The following is a 16,816-nucleotide window of genomic DNA, read 5'->3' as shown; positions in this document are numbered from 1 at the left end:
TATTATACTAGTGTATTAGATAAATAGTTCACTATTATAATATAAGAGAAAGGATGAGTGATCATGCGAAGTTCTATTGCACTACAAGTTGATAATGTTTGCACTTATGTGGGCAAGACAGTGCTAGTTAATAATGCTACTTTTGATGTTAAAGCTGGTGAAATAATAGGTCTAATAGGCCCAAATGGAGCTGGAAAAACAACTATTATGAAAACCATTTTAGGGTTAATGAAATTTAAAGGAAAAATAGAGGTCAATGGTAAAAATGTGTCTGAAAATGACCATCATGCTTTAACAAAGGTTGGAGCATTAATTGAACATCCAGCAATTTACCCATTTCTTACTGGTATGCAAAATTTGACCCTTTATGCTCACGATCAAAAAGATATGGCAAATTTGATTTCTGAATTACAAATGGATTCATATATTAATAATAAGGCTAAAGGATATTCACTAGGGATGAAGCAAAAATTAGGCATAGTCATCGCCTTATTAAATCAGCCCCAAGTTGTAATTCTTGATGAACCAATGAACGGACTTGACATTGAATCAACGATTCGAGTAAGAAAATTAATCAAAAGATATTCTGATCAAGGAACAGCTTTTTTAATTTCAAGTCATATTTTAAGTGAATTACAAAAAGTAATGACGAGAGTTGTCTTAATCTCCGGAGGACAAATTATATTGAATAAAGAGGTCAAAGAATTTGAAAAAATTAGTCACCAAAAATACCATTTGACTACTGAAAATAATAGACTTGCAAAAAAGATTTTTGCTGCTTACCAGATCACATTTACAGAAAATGAAAATTATTTGATAGTAAGTCAAAACGACATATACAAAATAGAAGATCTGCTATTTAACGAAGGTGTTCACTTAAAAGAAATTTTGCCGCTTGAAGCCAACCTTGAACGAATTGTAGTTGATGTCTTGGAAAAGAAAAGAGGCTAGACAAAATGCTTATAAGCTTTAAACAGGAAATCTATAAATTCAGGCATGAAAACATTGCTCTGTATGGTCTGATTATTCTCATTGTAACAATGATTTACAACTTTTTTACTAATCCTATTACGCGCCAATCCCTTGGCTACGGATTTGGTGCAAATGAGTGGATTCCTTTAATAGTTATTACCGTAGCATCTGCAATTTTTTCAATGGAATACAAGAATAACACGATTATCATGCTGGAGTATAAGACTTCAAGCAAGTTTCAAATTTACTTTTCCAAGTTTTTGGTTGTCTTAGTCTATAGTTTTCTCCTAACAGTGATTGCATTTTTACTTACCTTGATTTTAAGCATGTTCTTTAATAATGTCAGATATGATTGGTTAGTTAACAAAAATGGTAATAATCTTTTAAATGATCTGGTAACTAACCTGGCAGGAGCATTGATTTATTCTTTTTTTAGCATTGGCTTATCTTTTATGCTCACTATGCTGGTTAAAAATAATGCTGTAGTAGTTTGTTTTGGAATTGTACTAGCATTTTTTGGTGCCAGCTTTTCCAAAGGATTAATGCAAACCTTTCCCCATTTTATAAGTACTATTAAATGGAACTTTTTAAATATGATTTTTATTTCCCAGCAATTATCAAATTCAAGCCTTAGCTTAAAATCGAATTTATCAAGTCTTGAACTAATTATAGCCAATATCATTTACGGCATAGTTTTTATGGTTCTAGGATATTATCTATTCAAACATCGACGAGTATAAAGAGAGGAGATCACTAAAATGATTTATAGTATTAAGCAGGAATTATATAAATTAGTGCACCGCAAAATTACTTGGATCGCAGCTATCATATTATTTTTTCTAATGCTTATTACCGGTTTCGCTTTAGCAGATGAAAGTAAAAAGCTAATTTTAACATTAACTTTTGATTCTTCTGATTTTATAATGTTTATCTTAGTGATAGTAGGTGCCACGTATTTTTCAATGGAATTTCAAAACAATACGATTTTGACACTTTTATATAAGTCTGCTAATAAAATATATGTTTACTTATCAAAATATATTGTTTTATTCTTATACAATGTTTTTCTGCATCTGCTAGCTCTTTTTTATACAATTTGTTTGCAATATACCATATTTAATTATCAAGTTAACTGGTCAGCGTCATATCTATATCATCAGCCGGTATGGCTAAACATGGTAACTGCTTCTCTAATAGATTTAGTAACTACAATGTTAATTATTGCTATTGTTTTTTTACTCTCGTGTCTAATTAATAGTAGTGCAATTGTAATTACAGCAAGCCTTCTAATTACATTCATGGGTCAAAGCATTTCTTCAGACCTAATGAACGGAGGCAAACTGGTGAACATTATGAAATGGAACCCTTTTAATATGGTGGACTTGACTAGGCAGTTTGGTAATTATGGCATGTATGTTTTAACTACCCACCTGAACAATCAAGAGCTTTTAATTGGTAGTCTAATCTATATTCTTATTTTTGTGATTGCCGGCTATTTAATCTTTCGGAGAAAAAGATTTTAAGTAATTAATTGCATAACTTTTAAGTTTATTGTAATATTATAGTGTATTATAAATGTAATACAGTTGGAAAAGAATTATGAATTTTAAAGACAATCTGCCGATATACATACAAATAAAAGAATACTTATGTCGACAAATCATTAATGGCAAACTTGAGCCGAATCAGAGGATACCTTCTGTACGTAATTTAGCAGCACAGTTAACAGTGAATGTTAATACTATTCAAAAAGCGCTTAGACAAATGATTAATTCCGGTCTTCTGGTTACTAAAAGGGGAGAGGGTAATTATGTCACAAACGATAAAAAATTATTAAAGAAAATAAAAAAAGACATCATCGTTGCTGAACAACGTAAGTTTGTTCAGAACATGAGAAGTTTTGGAATTTCATCTGGACAAATCAATTTAATTGTTGCTAATCATTTGAAGTAGGAGTATTAATATGGAAAATCTTTTAGAAATTAGAGATTTAACTTACAAGAAAAACTTAAAGACAATTTTAGATAATATAAATTTAAATTTGCAACCGGGTAAAATAGTAGCCCTTTTAGGTGAAAACGGTGCAGGTAAAACTACCCTTATGCGAGTAATTAGTGGTATTGCTAAAAACTATCGTGGAACAGTAAATATCTCTGGAGAGAATAAAGTAGCCGAAAGAAAGGCTCGCCTTTCATTTACTGATAGTCTAACAGGTTTTGGGAACTCGACCAAAATTCAAGAAATTGTCAAATTTTATGAGATTATTTTTCAGGATTTCGACACGAAACAATTTGAGCAACTTCGTCAATTTATGAAATTGGATTCAGAAATGCGTTTATCAGAAATGTCTAAGGGAATGAAAGAAAAGTTGATTATTGCACTTGCATTCTCACGTAAAGTGGATCTCTATTTATTAGATGAGCCATTTTCAGGTATTGACGCAATGGCTCGTAAAAAAATTATTAACTCAATTATTTTATGGAAGCCAGAAAATTCTACTATTCTAGTTTCAGATCACTTTGTGAACGAAATTGCCAGTATGCTGGATGAAATTGTCATTATCAAAGATAAAACCATTTATGCTCATAAATCAACTGAAGAGATACGAGAACATCATAAGAGTGTTGAAGACTACTATGAAGGCTTATACGATGCGGAGGATGAATAATGGTCATGTTTAACCATTTATTTGGCAGATTTTTTAAAAGAAAAGTCAAAATTGTTCATCTCATAGTTGTTTTGCAATTTATTAGTTCTTTGGCATCAGCTTTTTTTACTTATTTTAGTTTTTATTCTGGCAGGTTTCACTTAAATTTGAACAATAACCTTGAATTTTTTCCAGGATGGATGGCCTTATTTGCTTCTTTTACTTTCCTGTTTGGACCTATTTTATATATTTTAACTGTCGTTCAGAATGAACGCTTAAATAGAAGTCAGACATGGCGTTTGGCACCAATCAGTGATGGCAAATTCTATGCTGCTAATATCTTAAGTTCATTTGTTTCATTAATTTATTTTGTGTTTTTAGATTTGTTAATTGCAATTGGTTTTTTCCTTTTGTCATTAATAATTTACCCCCAATTTGGCAAAAATCTGCGGTTTGAACTCAATTTAGATACTGACACATTTCTTACCTTTATTTGTATCATACTGTTGGTAATTCTAACTTCTCTTTTTATTTATTTTTTGGTTAGTTTCCTCAACTTTTCCAGTCAGGCAATTTTAAGTTTTTTACCACAAGCATCAAGTCATATTTTAATTTCTTTTATTCGTATATTCATCATTATCATATTAATGGGACTGCTTGTTAAGCTCTATAGAGTATTGATAAACTCTTTTGTAAATCTTTTTTTACTAAAAGCTACTGATCTTGCGGGATTAGAATATGTTGTAGGTATGATGTTTGTTGCTAATTTGATAATGCTTGGCATTAACGTCTTTTTAATCAATCATTTCTTTGAAGCAGAAGAGAAGTAAATCCTAATGTTTTTATAATATTTTTGTGGTGGGGAGGAAAGAGTATGACCTCATTTAAAAGTTTGTTTGGCAGATTCTTTGTAGAAAAAGCAAAAAATGTTTATTCATTTTTAATAATTCAAACAATTGGTGCCCTTGCATTTTCTGTTTTTGGCCTGCTAATTGGGACAGGTAAGATAAGTGAATTTTTAAACTCTTATACTGAGCTTTTACCTGATTGGTTAATGGGCTTTTGTCTATTAGGTGTCTTTTTTATCATATTCTTTTTCATTTATATTACTGTTAAAAATGAAAAGATTAACCATAGCCAAACTTGGCGTTTAACTGCAATTAGTGACGAAAAATTTTACATTGCTAACAGCTTGAGCACATTTGCAACATTTGTTTATTTTATTATTCTTAACTTTATTGTTGCTGGTATCTTGCTGACTGTTTCATTTTTTACAGACAACGCTTTTCGTAATTCATGCGAAAGAATGCTTAAGCAATTTAGACCAAATTTTGAACTGAATACAATTCGTTCTATTTTTGATATCATGCTACTCTTACTTTTATGTTGCTTTTTTATTTCGTTATTGATCAGCTTTTTAAATTTTTCCAGTAAAGCCATCATGGATTATCTTCCTGTAGCTTCAAACGGCTTAATTGTCAAACTATTACATATTTTTATTGTTATCGCAATAGCCTGGCTTTTTACCAAAGTAGAAAAAATTTTTGTCGATCAAGTTTTAGGTAGCCTTTTGAATTTTTTAAACTTAAATCCGGCTTACAATAATACTTTACCCTATCTTAATGTAATCGTTGTAGTTGTTAATTTGATAATGTACGTTATTAATATCTTTTTATTTAAGCATTTCTTTGAAGCAAAATAAAAAATAGAGGCATAATAACAATTTCACATGAGTGAAGATTTGTCAGCGAGCAAAAATAAAAATAAGGAGTCCAAAATGACGGAATTTAGCAGGTTATTTAACAGATTTTTTAAAATTAAAACAAGAAAATTACACATTATACTTTTTTTTCAATTAATAGCAGCATTAGCGTGTGCCTTTTTTACTTATTATGAAGTTACAAATTGGCATATTCAAAAAAATCTAAAAAATAATGTCGGTCTAATAACAGAATGGACATTATATTTTGTCATCTTAGCCTTTCTTGTCATATTATTTGTATTCATTTTAACCCCTTTGCAAAGTGAAAAATTTAATCGAAGTCAAACTTGGCGGTTAGCTGGAATAAGTGACAGCCAGTTTTATCTTGATAATATTTTAAGTACATTTGTATCTTTTATTTACATGCTTGCACTTGAAGTAGTTGCTGCAATTATGCTTGTTTTCTTATCTTTTTTGATTGATAAAGATTTCCAACAAGGATTTCATAATTTCCTAATAGATCTGCATCCTAATTTTGATTACAGTGTTTTCTGGACTGTAATTGGTACAATTGTCTTAGCCATTTTAAGTTGTTTCTTTTTATATTTTGTTATCAGTTTCTTTAACTTTGCTAGCCAGTCCATAATAGATTTTGTACCCGCTAACGTTAATGGAGCACTTGTAAAGATACTCCATTTATTCATAATTTTTGTACTGATCTGGTTCTTTTTTAAAATTCAACATATATTTGTCTACAAAATTCTTTTGTCAGTATTTAATCCAGCTAATTATGGACTTGCTTATTCTAGTGATTTACCTTTTGCAATTTTGTCAACCACAATTTGCGATCTTATTTTGTTAGGCAGCAACGTTTTCTTATTCAATCATTTTTATGAAGCCAGTGAACGTAAGTAAGTCAGCAATTAAGAAAAAATTTCCTTCTACAATTTTGTAATTTCTTACAAAAAACAGGTTATTACAACAATTAAAAGGTTTGCGGAAAAAAACAATCTAGTTTATGATAGTGTATTATAGGTGTATTACGGCCAAAGGATGGTGGACTTGTGGAATTTAAAGATAACATTCCCATTTACTTGCAAATTAAGCAATACCTATATCGACAAATAATTACCGGTAAATTAAAGCCAGGTAAAAAAATTCCTTCCGTGCGTGAACTAGCAGTGCAATTAACTGTGAACGTCAATACGGTGCAACGTGCTTTACAACAAATGAACTTTGAAGGCATTTTGTACACCAAAAGGGGTGAAGGCAATTTTGTCACTGAAGATACTACTTTACTTGAGAAAACTAAAAGGGAATTGATTAATGCTGAACTGGATAAGTTTGTTCAGAGTATGAACTCTTTAGGAGTATCTGACGAACAAATCCTCAAATCTTTATCTGAATATCTTAAAGAGGAGCGTAAATAATGGGCAATTCCTTAGAAATAACTGATCTGGTTTATAGAAAAAATCAAAAACGAATTATTAATAATTTAAACTTAACGCTCAAACCAGGCAAAATCGTTGCTCTTCTTGGCGAAAATGGTGCGGGCAAAACTACTTTAATGCGAATAATTAGTGGCGTAGCAAAAAACTATCGTGGAATGGTAAAAGTTTCCGGCTTTACTAAAGAAGCTGAAAGAAAAGAACATCTATCTTTTACAGATAGTTTAACTGGCTTTGCTAATTCAACAAGAATTAGTGATATTGTTAAGTTTTATCAGATCTTATACCATGATTTTAATCTGATGCAATTTGAGGAATTAAGAGAATTTATGAAGTTAAGTTCTAATCTTCGTTTGTCAGAGATGTCAAAAGGTATGAAGGAGAAGTTAGTTATTGCTTTAACTTTTTCCAGAAAAACAGATTTATATCTTTTAGATGAACCCTTTTCCGGCATTGATGCTATGGCACGTAAAAAAATCATTAAATCGATAATTTTATGGAAGCAAGAAAAATCCACGATTTTGGTTTCAGATCATTTCGTAAATGAAATCGCTGCGGTTTTGGATGAAGTTATTATTATTAAAAATAAGACTGTTTGTATGCAAAAGTCGACTGAAGCAATTAGGGCTGATAATCAAAGTGTGGAGGAATTTTATGAGAGTTTTTATCAAAGAGAAGAGGATGAATAATGGCAATTTTTAATCGCTATTTTACGGTGCTTTTCAGATTGAAAACCAAATGGATTTCACTATTGTTAATTATTCAAACAGTTGCCTCTTTTGCGATGGCATTTTTTAATTTTAGTAACGATCATGATTACATTAATAGAACTATTTTTTCTAATTTCTTTACCTTATGGCTGACTATTTTTATAGTATTAGCATGGCTTTTTACTGGCATATTTTATTTAACCACCTGTTTTCAAAATGAACATGTCAGTGGCAATCAAACTTGGCGCTTAGTACCAATTGACGATAAAAAACTCTATTTCGATAATATTTTAAGTTCATTTGGAGCTTTGCTGTTATTCGTAATACTAGAAATAATTTGTACTCTTGTTTTAAGTGCTGTGACATTTACCTTTGACAGTCAGTTTCATACCAGCATACTCAAAATGTTTGCTGATATTGGAAGGCATTTGCAACAAGTTGACCTGGAAATTATGTTTAACTTCTTTGGTGCTATTATGATGACTATTCTTAGCGCATTTTTTGGTTATTTCATTATTAGCTTTTTAAATTATTCCAGCCGTGCTCTTTTGGATTTCCTTCCTCAAACTCTCAGCAAAACTTATTTTCAGATAATTGCAGTTTTTGTGATTATTTTAGTTGCTTGGCTTGCAATCAAAGCCAGTGACATTGGCTTACAAATAATTTCATTTCCATTTAGATTTATGATGGGAAAAACCACAGGAACAAATGATGATTTGGCTTTAGCTCTAATTTTAATGCTTGTAATCAATTTACTTTTTTGGTTTTTGGATACAATTCTTTTCAGTAAATTTTTTGAAGCAAGAGAAGGAAAATAAATTAAAATATACATATTAAAAGACGCCAAAAAGTAATTTTTAGCGTCTTTTTAACAGTCAAAAAAGACTCATGATACAAACAGCAAAAATGCCAACGCAAATAAAAGACAAAAGGCAATGAAAGTCAAAAAAGCAATTTTCTCAGCTTTAAGATTTTTGCTTTTTTTGGAAATGATAAGAGCTATTAAACTGATCGAAGGCAAGATAATTCCTATAATTATTCCTAAACTAAAATTTTCTAAAATCACTGAAAATAAAAGCCCGCAAAAATAATCTCTTGCGGGTTTTGATATTTAGCTAATATTTTAATGATTTGCAGCAAGGTAATCGTACAACTGATTAATTTCTTCAGGAGTGAATTCGCCATCGCCAGTTTTCATTGAGTGAATTTTTTCAACTGATAAGTGACTTGCGAAAGCCAAATCCGTATCAGTAACATGATGTTTTACTTGAAAATCGATAATTGCATCGGATAATTCTTCTAACTGCTGATTCATAATAAATTCTCCTTTACAATTTATTTTAGCGGAAAAATATTAAAATTCAAAGGAAATTAAAAACCCTGAATTTTATTAAATGGCCAGTATCTGAATTTGACTTTACCAATTAAATTTTGTCGTTTTACAGGACCAAAAATATGTGAATCCTTAGAAATATCACGGTGATCGCCCATTACCCAATAATAGCCTTTTGGAACCTTATATGTGAAATTTGTTGTATATGTCTGCCCTTGAGCATTATTATCCTTTTTGAAATGATTTTCAAGATATGGTTCAGGTAAAAGCTTTCCGTTAACATACATTTTATCATTTTTTGAAACAAGCTTATCACCAGGAAGACCAATTATTCGCTTGATGTAGTATGCTCCTGGGACATCATTTGCTGCCTTAGGAGCCAGCAAAACAACAACATCATTACGTTTAGGAGTAAAATTACGCACAGCAATCAAACGATCATTATCTTCAAAAGTCGGTTGCATAGACGGTCCAGAAACTCTATCATTAGAAAGTACAAAATGGAATAAAACATAGAACACACCTAAAATAACTGCCATCATTATGACAACATCAAGAATAAATTTACCTAAGCTTTCTTCCTCTTCGTCTTGCTTTTTTGTTACTTTTTTCGCCATAAAATTTTTCTCCTTTATTATGTTACCTTTTATTATAACTGAAATCCTTCAGTTTGAATGTTAAAATCATTATAGGTATTTGATAATGATAAATTTTTTAAGTAAAATTAACCAGTTAGATCAAGAGCTTAATATTGACCCCATACATCATCAAGTCAAGGAAATTAACGATATTATTTATGCTGTGACCCAAAAGCAAGTTTTAAGGAAAGCTCCACAGAAACTGGGTTTTTTGCCGGATAAATCTGAAGAAATATGTGCTGATCTTTCGCAAACTGATATTAAGAAATTTAAGTCTGCTAATCAGTTAATCAACAATTTAAGACAATTTTTGGCAATTAATTTTGGTGTTTGGTCACTTCCTAATTTGCAGACAGCTAATGCAATTAAAGAAAGTTTAAATATTAAAACCGGTTTGGAAATTATGGCAGGCAATGCTTATTGGAGCAAAGCTCTCTCCGATGTAGGCGTAAAAATGACAGTCACAGATAACTTAAATTGGTCAAAAACTTCAAGCACTGGCTCCAGGCAATTTATGACAGTCACAAATTTTGAAGCTGCTAAAGCCGTTGAGATATTTGACAATGTTGATCTAATAATATGCTCTTGGGCTCCCAATTTTGGCAATAGCGACACAAATGTTGTTTCAACATGGCAAAAACTGAATACAACAAGCCATCTGCTGTTCATAGGAGAAAAAAGCGGAGCGACCAATTCAGCAGCTTTTTGGCAAAAAGAATTAATACATCATTCCCCAGAATTAAAACAGATTAATCAAACTTTTCCCAGTTTTGATTTTATTGATGAACACATTTTTGAGATAACACATGAAATTTAAAAAAATCATTTTAATTATTATTATATTTTTATCATTTTTAGGTATAGGCAGTATGTTGTCAAATGTTCAGTCCCGTGAAGCGAACCAATTGCTCGAGGCATATGGTTTAAGCAACAATACCCGCTATATTGAAGTCAAAAGCAATCAAGAAGTCAGAACTTTCTTGACCTATTTGAAAAAAAGATATCCTCATAATAAAATCCAAGTTCATATGACCTCCAAAGCCAAGAAAAATCAGACTCTCGTATGGTCAAATCATAATGTGCTAAAATTACCGACAGAATCAGGAAGGTACTTCACAAAAGATGACTTTAAAGGTCAAGTTTCTTTTGCTGTACTTGGTTTAAACGCAAAAGTTCCGACATTAAAAGCGCAAGGAAACGAGTATGTTTACATAAATAAAAAATATTATACGGTTATAGGAACTTTAAAGCATTATCGTCAAATGAAGCAAAACGGCTATTATTTGACTGCTAGTCCGAAACAACCAACTGGCAAATTTAAACTGCGTGATTATCAGATCATAATCGACAGTTCAAATAAAGTAATTCAACAAATCGCTAAGCATTATGGTGTAAAAGCAAAAACACCAGTTTTTGTCAAAAATCATCAAATACATCAGTTTTCAATTATTCGTGAAATTTTATTTATCTTAATTTTTTTGTTAATTGCTTCAGCAAGTAATATAATTTTAGCATTTATGGATTGGAAAACAGTTCAGCAGACAAATTTGAAGGGCAGTCTGCTACATAACTGGTTAATCAATCATGGGATTAGAATTCTGCTCATTGAACTTGTAGTTACTATAGGTGCTTATTTCTTTTTAGTTTCGCAAAAATTTGTTTCCAAGCCACAACATTTAATATGGCTTTTAATGACAAGTTGGGTAATAATTTCTGTTCTTTACGCCTTAAGCATTCTGCACTTATTACGAAAGGAAAAAAATAATGCCAAAATTGCCTGAAGATTTCATCAAAAAATATACAAAGCTATTAGGTAAGAGTAAAGCTGATCATCTTTTTAAAGCAATAAATGAAAATTCTAAAAATGCTTTTCGAATCAATTCATTGAAGGAAAATCAAACTCTTTCTTATAATCTTAATGAAAAAATTCCGCTAATACCAAATGCCTATTATGGCAAAATAAGTGGAAAAGATCCTGAATGGGTGAGTGGGACAGTGTATTCACAAGAACCTGCTGCAATGTTTCCTGCTTTTTTTCTTGAAGTCCAGCCTGGGGAAAAGATTCTAGACTTATGTGCTGCCCCTGGTGGGAAAAGCACTGCGATTGGCTCACAACTAAAGGGTCAAGGATTCTTGCTTGCAAATGAAATTTCGCTTAGTCGAGCAAAAATTTTACGTGAAAATCTTGAACGTTGGGGAATAACCAATGCACTCATCACAAGTGAAAAACCAGAAAAATTAACAAAATATTTTTCACAGTATTTTGATAAAATATTGGTTGATGCTCCATGCAGTGGTGAAGGCATGTTTCGCAAAGACCCTAAAGCTATTGAATATTGGTCACAGGATTACGTGCTTTTTTGTCAGCAACGGCAAAAAGAAATTCTGTCTTCTGCAGTTCAAATGCTTAAACCAGGTGGGAAACTAATTTATTCAACTTGTACTTTTTCTCCAGAAGAAAATGAGCAAATAGTTTCTTGGCTAACTAAAACTTTTGATTTTACAATATTGCCATTAAAAATAAATGAACGATATATTGAACCTGGACATCCAGAATGGTCAGATAATAATATTGAGTTGGCTAAAACAGCACGATTTTGGCCTACTGCCAATATTGGAGAGGGACAGTATGTTGCAAAGTTAAGGTTAGAACGAAAAATGAATGCTCAATCTTCTGGTTCGACAAGTAAAAAGTCAGATCATAAGAAGCAACATAAAAGTGCTTTAACCAAATCTGATATGCATTTGATTTCAAGCGTGCTAGATAGATTTAATTTACCATCTGCAATTGAGAACTGGCAGTTTAAATGTCAAATTCATAATAATCACGTTTTTATTCCCGCACTAAGCACAAATTCTGCTTCTCATCTTAAAATTTTATCCAATGGTATTGAGTTGGGTATTCTAAAGAAAAAACGCTTTGAACCTGGACATCAACTGGCTATGGTCTTAGCAGCACAAGAGCAGAATAGGGTAGTTGACTTAAGTAGTAGTAATTATCTCAAATATCTGCATGGAGAAGCTATCAGAACTGATTCAGATGAAACTGGATTTATTCTTGTCAGCTTTAAACATTTTATTTTAGGCTTTGGCAAAGTAAGCAATCATATTATTAAAAACTATTATCCCAAAGGATTACGAATTTAGAGAAAGAAAAAAGAATGATTAAACTAATCGCTACTGATATGGACGGAACTTGGCTAACTGACCAAAAAACTTATGATCAAGAGTTATTTTTCCAAGAATTCCAAATAATGCAAAAAAGAGGAATAAAGTTTGTAGTTGCAAGTGGAAATCAATTTGAAAATTTATACTCCCGGTTTCCCCAAGTGGCTAACCAACTTTATTACATTGCTGAAAATGGAGCACTGGTAGCTCAAGGCAGACAAGTAATTCATGTTGATTGTCTTTCTGAAGAAGATTGGCTAACGCTCTTGCAAATTATTCAGGAGTATGATGAAAAAGCAACGGTTTCTGGTCTTGCCAGTGCATATATCCTAAAAAGTGATGGTCCTGAATATGCAAAAGAATTGAAAAAATATTATGAGAAACTAACAGTCGTTGATAGTTTTAATAATCTAGATGACCAAGTTTTTAAGGTAACATTTGACGTTCCAGAAAATAGAATGGTTAAACTTTTAGAAGAACTTAAGCGGAAATATCCGCAAATTGGTTTTGTTTCCGGTTCAGCTTCATCAATAGATATGTCGACAAAAGGGATGAATAAAGCACGCGGTTTGCAATATTTGGGCAGCAAATACAAGATTAGTCCAAAGGAAATGGTTTCTTTTGGCGATAGTGGTAACGATGTGGGAATGTTAAAATATGCAGGCAGCAGTTATGCTACTGGAACAGCTCTTCCGAGTGCCAAAAAAGCTGCCAACCACATAATAGGATCCAGCAATGATAGTGCTGTTCAAAAGGAGATATGGCGTTTATTAAATTAAAACATTAGTTAATTTTGATTATCTTTTTCTCCTCAATTTTAATTGGGGAATAAAGATTCTGCTCATTCAATAAAAATGCTTCATAATAGTGTCTTTAACTATTATGAAGCATTTTTAAATTATGAATTACACCTTAGATATTTCATAGCAGAGCACTTTGTAAACATCTGAATTATTAATCAAAAAGTTTGAAAGGGAAATATAGGATGAGCAAAAATTGATTTTCACAAACTTGCTTATGTTATGAAAATTGTCAAAATAAAAATGAGTACTAAGATTTTTTAAAATTTTCGTACTCATTTTTATTTATAATAACTGATCAATAATAGTTTTTAGTGATACGTCATAATATTTATCAATCTTGTTCAGAGCAGAGAGATCGTTTTGACCGTAAATTGCAAGAAGACAGGCAAGTTCATATTGCCATTCTTCAATAAGGTTTTGCAGGTAATCTGCGTCATGCTTAATTAATGCCTGTAAAAATACATTAGAAATTCCGACAAATTTTCCACCTAAGCAAAGCCCCTTAAAAACATCTAACGGGTTGCGTACACCACCGGAAACAGTAAATTCAACTTGCTCTTTAGCTGCCATTAAACTCGAAATAACGGTAGGTAAGCCAATATTATTTAAATAAGAAACATTATTAGTATTACGTGCATTTTCTATCTGAGCAAAATTAGTTCCGCCAGTTCCTGCAACGTCATAAAATCTAAAGCCTTCATTTTTTAACGAACGAATTGTTTCTCTGTCTAGTCCAAAACCAACTTCTTTTATAATAATTGGAACTGTCACTTTCTGACGCAGCTCTTTTAAGTTATCAAGCCAATAAAAATCTCGATCTCCCTCTGGCATAGCTATTTCCTGTACCACATTTAGGTGTACTTGCAATGCATCAGCTTTTAACTCTGTCACAATCTTTTCAGCTTGTTCGGCTGAAGTCTTTGCATTAACATTTGCTATTAAAGCGCCATCAGGATCTTGTTGCCTTGCAATCAAAAAGCTATCTAGTAAAGCAGGTTCTTTAGTTAAAATACTGGCAGAACCTAATGCTAAAGCAATATTTGTTTTTTTGGCTATTCGACCTAATTCTTTATTAATCAGATATGATCTGCGAGATCCACCAGTCATAGCATTAATAAAAAAGGGGGCCGCAATCTTTTTACCAAACATTGTAGTTTGTATGGTTCGGAGATCAACTTTAGTTTCTGGTAATGCAGGGCGTACTAAGTGCATTTTATCAAAACTATTTGGTTTTTCATTTTGATAAAATTTTTGTGCCAAAACTAAATGTTCCTCTTTACGATTAGATCTGATTGACATAATTTTCCTCTGTTCTTCTAGTCAGCAACTCGAATTTGGTGTACACGAAAGTCCAAAGGCATTATACCGTTTTGACGCCATTTATCTTCAAGAAAAGCAGTATCTGTATTCCTGTCTGCAATTACAATGCCACAATCACCATTACCGGCACCTGAAGTTTTAGCTGCGCCACCAAATGATTCCGCAATGTTAATTAGTTTAGAAAGTCGTGGTATTTCAATGGCAATTTGATTTATTTGCGCAAAGTGCTGCAACAATTTACGATTGACACGAATTTGTTTTTTAATTATCTGAATATCATTATGTTCAAATCCAGCAATCATTTTAAGAACGCATTTGCGTGAGAGCCTGAGGAACTCCTGGTATTGGCCGTTTAAGGCAGCTTTATTTGCGTTAGTTTCATCAACAAGCCTTGAGGTTGATGCTGGCTTTTGACTCCAGCCAATCATTAATTTTAAACCGGCAGGAGGAGTCAGAAGCTGAATTTTAAGTCCAGGCCAAGCCTCGTTCAGTACTTCAGATAAAGATTTGTGTGCTAATTCATCAGCAAGCCATTGTTTATCAAAAGTTTGAAAAGCAATCCAGCCACCATAAACACTTGCAGCGATGTCACCGGCTGAACCATTACCTTGCACAGAATAATGTGAAATGGCTGACAGTTTATAAACTAATTCATTGCTGAAAGGCACATTATAAAAACGAAGTATTGCTTTAACTGTTGCTACAGTCACTGCCGCACTAGAGCCTAAACCATATTTTTTGCCATCAGAAGAATCAAGATCAGAATTAACATATAAATCATAAACTTTCATCTTTACTTGTTGTTCCAAACAAAATCTTTCCGTGTATGAGATAGCAGCGAGGATATATTCAAAAGGATTATCACGGTTGTCAATAACCATTTTTGCTCCCCGTCTGATCCAGTGAATGGAACTTTGAGAATACTGTTTAGAATGAATTAAACCAGTTCCTGATTTTGACTTAATAATTGAAACACGAATAAATTGATTAACTGCGACCAAGATAGCGGGACAATCTTGTTCTAATACGGCGTATTCGCCAGCTATGTATAATTTACCGGGTGCTTGTTCTGTTATCAAAAGAATTAAATCTCCTAATCAATTAATTTATATTAATTAGTTCAGACATGAAATACCTGGACCAAAACTTGCATTTATTATGTTAACATTATCAAATTCGGATACAAACCTATTAGTAATATCTTTTACATTTTTTAATTGACTTAAGATTTTTATATTAGGTCCGGCATCTATTGTAAAGTAACATTCTATACCATGTCGACGTAAATCATCTACAAGTTTGATTGCTTTAATAGTTGCGGGTTCAAAATATGTGAAACCTGGTTGTGCACTTAAATTGACTGCATGCATCTCACAAGCATTCAATTCTGCCAAACTGCCAATAGTTGAAAAATCATTTGCTTTAATTGCTGCAATCATTTGTTTTAATTCTGTTTGATTACGCGCAATCCAAGGTATAAAAAATGGCGAAGTTTGCGCCTGCTTCATGCCTTGAGTGGAAGACAAATTTTTTTGCTGATTATTCAGCTCAACCACAAGCAATCGCAAATCTACGTCAGGCTTTTCATCTAGAGCATAGGCATAAGATGATTCATCATCGTGTCCTTTTTGCCAAATAGCAAAACCACCATAAATTGATCTGCTGGCTGATCCTGAACCTAAACGAGCCAAACGCGAAAGTTCAACAGGGGACAAATTAAAACCATAATGTAGGCAAAAAGCTCCTGCTAAAGCCGCAAAAGCTGAACTAGAAGAAGCTAATCCTGCAGCTGTTGGAACATGATTATATGATTCAACTTTTAATTTGCCGGTCACAGCAAATTTTTTTTGCAGTAATTTTAAGAAAGAAAAAACACGGCTGCTGCTTTGTCCATTTTGTTTGACGCCATTTAACCAAAATTGATTTTCTAAACTATCTGAAATCTTAGTGTCAGTATAAAATTTATCAAGTGTCATTGACAAGCTAGACATCAAAGGTAAACGTAAACCTGAATCTGCTTTGCCCCAATATTTGATTAGCGCAATATTTGTATGGGCACGAACTGTTTTTTCCAT

At 32.2% G+C, this 16,816-nt stretch carries 20 protein-coding genes; 15 read left to right on the top strand and 5 right to left on the bottom strand.

Annotated elements, in window-relative coordinates:
• Window positions 1–63 precede the first annotated feature (63 nt).
• From H3T43_RS00795 to H3T43_RS00745, 11 genes are all read left to right on the top strand, one after another.
• Entirely contained in the window at window positions 64–951 is an 888-nt protein-coding gene (locus tag H3T43_RS00795) for an ABC transporter ATP-binding protein (RefSeq protein ID WP_198211848.1), read from the top strand.
• 5 nt (window positions 952–956) lie between these two features.
• Window positions 957–1,712, top strand: coding sequence for an ABC transporter permease (locus H3T43_RS00790; RefSeq protein ID WP_198211845.1), 756 nt, complete (start codon window positions 957–959; stop codon window positions 1,710–1,712).
• An 18-nt stretch (window positions 1,713–1,730) separates the two neighbouring features.
• Window positions 1,731–2,495 carry an ABC transporter permease gene (locus H3T43_RS00785; protein WP_198211843.1) on the top strand — a complete coding sequence of 255 codons (765 nt, stop codon included), beginning with the start codon at window positions 1,731–1,733 and terminating at the stop codon, window positions 2,493–2,495.
• A 76-nt stretch (window positions 2,496–2,571) separates the two neighbouring features.
• On the top strand, window positions 2,572–2,925 hold the full coding sequence (locus H3T43_RS00780; protein WP_034979815.1) for a GntR family transcriptional regulator: 354 nt from the start codon (window positions 2,572–2,574) through the stop codon (window positions 2,923–2,925).
• Between the two features lie 10 nt (window positions 2,926–2,935).
• Window positions 2,936–3,640 (top strand): ATP-binding cassette domain-containing protein, encoded by a 705-nt coding sequence (locus tag H3T43_RS00775; RefSeq protein WP_198211841.1) that lies wholly within the window; start codon window positions 2,936–2,938, stop codon window positions 3,638–3,640.
• Entirely contained in the window at window positions 3,640–4,449 is an 810-nt protein-coding gene (locus H3T43_RS00770; RefSeq protein ID WP_198211839.1) for a hypothetical protein, read from the top strand. The genes H3T43_RS00775 and H3T43_RS00770 overlap by 1 nt, the downstream gene beginning before the upstream one ends.
• A 44-nt stretch (window positions 4,450–4,493) precedes the next feature.
• On the top strand, window positions 4,494–5,321 hold the full coding sequence (locus H3T43_RS00765; protein WP_198211838.1) for a hypothetical protein: 828 nt from the start codon (window positions 4,494–4,496) through the stop codon (window positions 5,319–5,321).
• Between the two features lie 27 nt (window positions 5,322–5,348).
• Window positions 5,349–6,236 (top strand): hypothetical protein, encoded by an 888-nt coding sequence (locus H3T43_RS00760; protein ID WP_198211837.1) that lies wholly within the window; start codon window positions 5,349–5,351, stop codon window positions 6,234–6,236.
• Between the two features lie 149 nt (window positions 6,237–6,385).
• Entirely contained in the window at window positions 6,386–6,751 is a 366-nt protein-coding gene (locus H3T43_RS00755) for a GntR family transcriptional regulator (RefSeq protein ID WP_198211836.1), read from the top strand.
• On the top strand, window positions 6,751–7,458 hold the full coding sequence (locus H3T43_RS00750) for an ATP-binding cassette domain-containing protein (RefSeq protein WP_198211835.1): 708 nt from the start codon (window positions 6,751–6,753) through the stop codon (window positions 7,456–7,458). Before H3T43_RS00755 ends, H3T43_RS00750 begins: the two co-directional genes overlap by 1 nt.
• On the top strand, window positions 7,458–8,297 hold the full coding sequence (locus H3T43_RS00745; protein WP_198211834.1) for a hypothetical protein: 840 nt from the start codon (window positions 7,458–7,460) through the stop codon (window positions 8,295–8,297). The genes H3T43_RS00750 and H3T43_RS00745 overlap by 1 nt, the downstream gene beginning before the upstream one ends.
• A 305-nt stretch (window positions 8,298–8,602) precedes the next feature.
• Here H3T43_RS00745 and H3T43_RS00740 read toward each other — a convergent pair whose 3' ends face one another.
• Together H3T43_RS00740 and lepB are read right to left on the bottom strand one after the other, a co-directional pair.
• Complete coding sequence (locus tag H3T43_RS00740) at window positions 8,603–8,794, bottom strand: LBP_cg2779 family protein (protein ID WP_034979071.1); 192 nt, start codon at window positions 8,792–8,794, stop codon at window positions 8,603–8,605.
• 56 nt (window positions 8,795–8,850) lie between these two features.
• The gene (gene lepB / locus H3T43_RS00735; protein ID WP_034979074.1) at window positions 8,851–9,429 is read right to left on the bottom strand and encodes a signal peptidase I; all 579 of its coding nucleotides are present in this window, start codon (window positions 9,427–9,429) and stop codon (window positions 8,851–8,853) included.
• 85 nt (window positions 9,430–9,514) lie between these two features.
• Between lepB and H3T43_RS00730 the strand changes: the two genes are divergently transcribed.
• Genes H3T43_RS00730 through H3T43_RS00715 form a run of 4 tightly spaced genes read left to right on the top strand, consistent with a single transcriptional unit; the run spans window position 9,515 to window position 13,397 of the window.
• Window positions 9,515–10,267: an SAM-dependent methyltransferase gene (locus H3T43_RS00730; protein WP_198211833.1), complete on the top strand. Its 753-nt coding sequence runs from the start codon at window positions 9,515–9,517 to the stop codon at window positions 10,265–10,267.
• Window positions 10,257–11,231, top strand: a complete 975-nt coding sequence (locus tag H3T43_RS00725) for a hypothetical protein (protein WP_198211831.1) — start codon at window positions 10,257–10,259, stop codon at window positions 11,229–11,231. Before H3T43_RS00730 ends, H3T43_RS00725 begins: the two co-directional genes overlap by 11 nt.
• Window positions 11,215–12,597: an RsmB/NOP family class I SAM-dependent RNA methyltransferase gene (locus tag H3T43_RS00720; protein WP_198211829.1), complete on the top strand. Its 1,383-nt coding sequence runs from the start codon at window positions 11,215–11,217 to the stop codon at window positions 12,595–12,597. The genes H3T43_RS00725 and H3T43_RS00720 overlap by 17 nt, the downstream gene beginning before the upstream one ends.
• A 14-nt stretch (window positions 12,598–12,611) precedes the next feature.
• A complete protein-coding gene (locus H3T43_RS00715; protein ID WP_198211827.1) occupies window positions 12,612–13,397 on the top strand; it encodes an HAD family hydrolase in 786 nt (261 codons plus the stop codon).
• Window positions 13,398–13,703: 306 nt separating this feature from the next.
• On the opposite strand, the gene fni is transcribed toward H3T43_RS00715, so the two are convergent.
• From fni to mvaD, 3 genes are read right to left on the bottom strand one after another with little or no spacing between them, the layout of a single operon-like run.
• Window positions 13,704–14,720: a type 2 isopentenyl-diphosphate Delta-isomerase gene (gene fni, locus H3T43_RS00710; RefSeq protein WP_198211825.1), complete on the bottom strand. Its 1,017-nt coding sequence runs from the start codon at window positions 14,718–14,720 to the stop codon at window positions 13,704–13,706.
• Between the two features lie 17 nt (window positions 14,721–14,737).
• Window positions 14,738–15,820: a phosphomevalonate kinase gene (locus H3T43_RS00705; RefSeq protein WP_198211823.1), complete on the bottom strand. Its 1,083-nt coding sequence runs from the start codon at window positions 15,818–15,820 to the stop codon at window positions 14,738–14,740.
• A 36-nt stretch (window positions 15,821–15,856) separates the two neighbouring features.
• A complete protein-coding gene (mvaD, locus tag H3T43_RS00700; protein ID WP_198211822.1) occupies window positions 15,857–16,816 on the bottom strand; it encodes a diphosphomevalonate decarboxylase in 960 nt (319 codons plus the stop codon).

Source organism: Lactobacillus sp. M0396 (assembly GCF_016101625.1).
GTDB lineage: Bacteria > Bacillota > Bacilli > Lactobacillales > Lactobacillaceae > Lactobacillus > Lactobacillus huangpiensis.
The sequence above is the reverse complement of the archived record's forward strand: the minus strand, read 5'-3'. Positions and strand labels throughout refer to the sequence as shown.

What these genes read in the sequence shown, in the direction of transcription:
- H3T43_RS00795 (WP_198211848.1), top strand. Translation starts at nt 64, where the DNA reads ATGCGAAGTTCTATTGCACTACAAGTTGATAATGTTTGCACTTATGTG.
- H3T43_RS00790 (WP_198211845.1), top strand. Translation starts at nt 957, where the DNA reads ATGCTTATAAGCTTTAAACAGGAAATCTATAAATTCAGGCATGAAAAC.
- H3T43_RS00785 (WP_198211843.1), top strand. Translation starts at nt 1,731, where the DNA reads ATGATTTATAGTATTAAGCAGGAATTATATAAATTAGTGCACCGCAAA.
- H3T43_RS00780 (WP_034979815.1), top strand. Translation starts at nt 2,572, where the DNA reads ATGAATTTTAAAGACAATCTGCCGATATACATACAAATAAAAGAATAC.
- H3T43_RS00775 (WP_198211841.1), top strand. Translation starts at nt 2,936, where the DNA reads ATGGAAAATCTTTTAGAAATTAGAGATTTAACTTACAAGAAAAACTTA.
- H3T43_RS00770 (WP_198211839.1), top strand. Translation starts at nt 3,640, where the DNA reads ATGGTCATGTTTAACCATTTATTTGGCAGATTTTTTAAAAGAAAAGTC.
- H3T43_RS00765 (WP_198211838.1), top strand. Translation starts at nt 4,494, where the DNA reads ATGACCTCATTTAAAAGTTTGTTTGGCAGATTCTTTGTAGAAAAAGCA.
- H3T43_RS00760 (WP_198211837.1), top strand. Translation starts at nt 5,349, where the DNA reads ATGAGTGAAGATTTGTCAGCGAGCAAAAATAAAAATAAGGAGTCCAAA.
- H3T43_RS00750 (WP_198211835.1), top strand. Translation starts at nt 6,751, where the DNA reads ATGGGCAATTCCTTAGAAATAACTGATCTGGTTTATAGAAAAAATCAA.
- H3T43_RS00745 (WP_198211834.1), top strand. Translation starts at nt 7,458, where the DNA reads ATGGCAATTTTTAATCGCTATTTTACGGTGCTTTTCAGATTGAAAACC.
- H3T43_RS00740 (WP_034979071.1), bottom strand. Translation starts at nt 8,794, where the DNA reads ATGAATCAGCAGTTAGAAGAATTATCCGATGCAATTATCGATTTTCAA.
- lepB (WP_034979074.1), bottom strand. Translation starts at nt 9,429, where the DNA reads ATGGCGAAAAAAGTAACAAAAAAGCAAGACGAAGAGGAAGAAAGCTTA.
- H3T43_RS00730 (WP_198211833.1), top strand. Translation starts at nt 9,515, where the DNA reads ATGATAAATTTTTTAAGTAAAATTAACCAGTTAGATCAAGAGCTTAAT.
- H3T43_RS00725 (WP_198211831.1), top strand. Translation starts at nt 10,257, where the DNA reads ATGAAATTTAAAAAAATCATTTTAATTATTATTATATTTTTATCATTT.
- H3T43_RS00720 (WP_198211829.1), top strand. Translation starts at nt 11,215, where the DNA reads ATGCCAAAATTGCCTGAAGATTTCATCAAAAAATATACAAAGCTATTA.
- H3T43_RS00715 (WP_198211827.1), top strand. Translation starts at nt 12,612, where the DNA reads ATGATTAAACTAATCGCTACTGATATGGACGGAACTTGGCTAACTGAC.
- fni (WP_198211825.1), bottom strand. Translation starts at nt 14,720, where the DNA reads ATGTCAATCAGATCTAATCGTAAAGAGGAACATTTAGTTTTGGCACAA.
- mvaD (WP_198211822.1), bottom strand. Translation starts at nt 16,816, where the DNA reads ATGGAAAAAACAGTTCGTGCCCATACAAATATTGCGCTAATCAAATAT.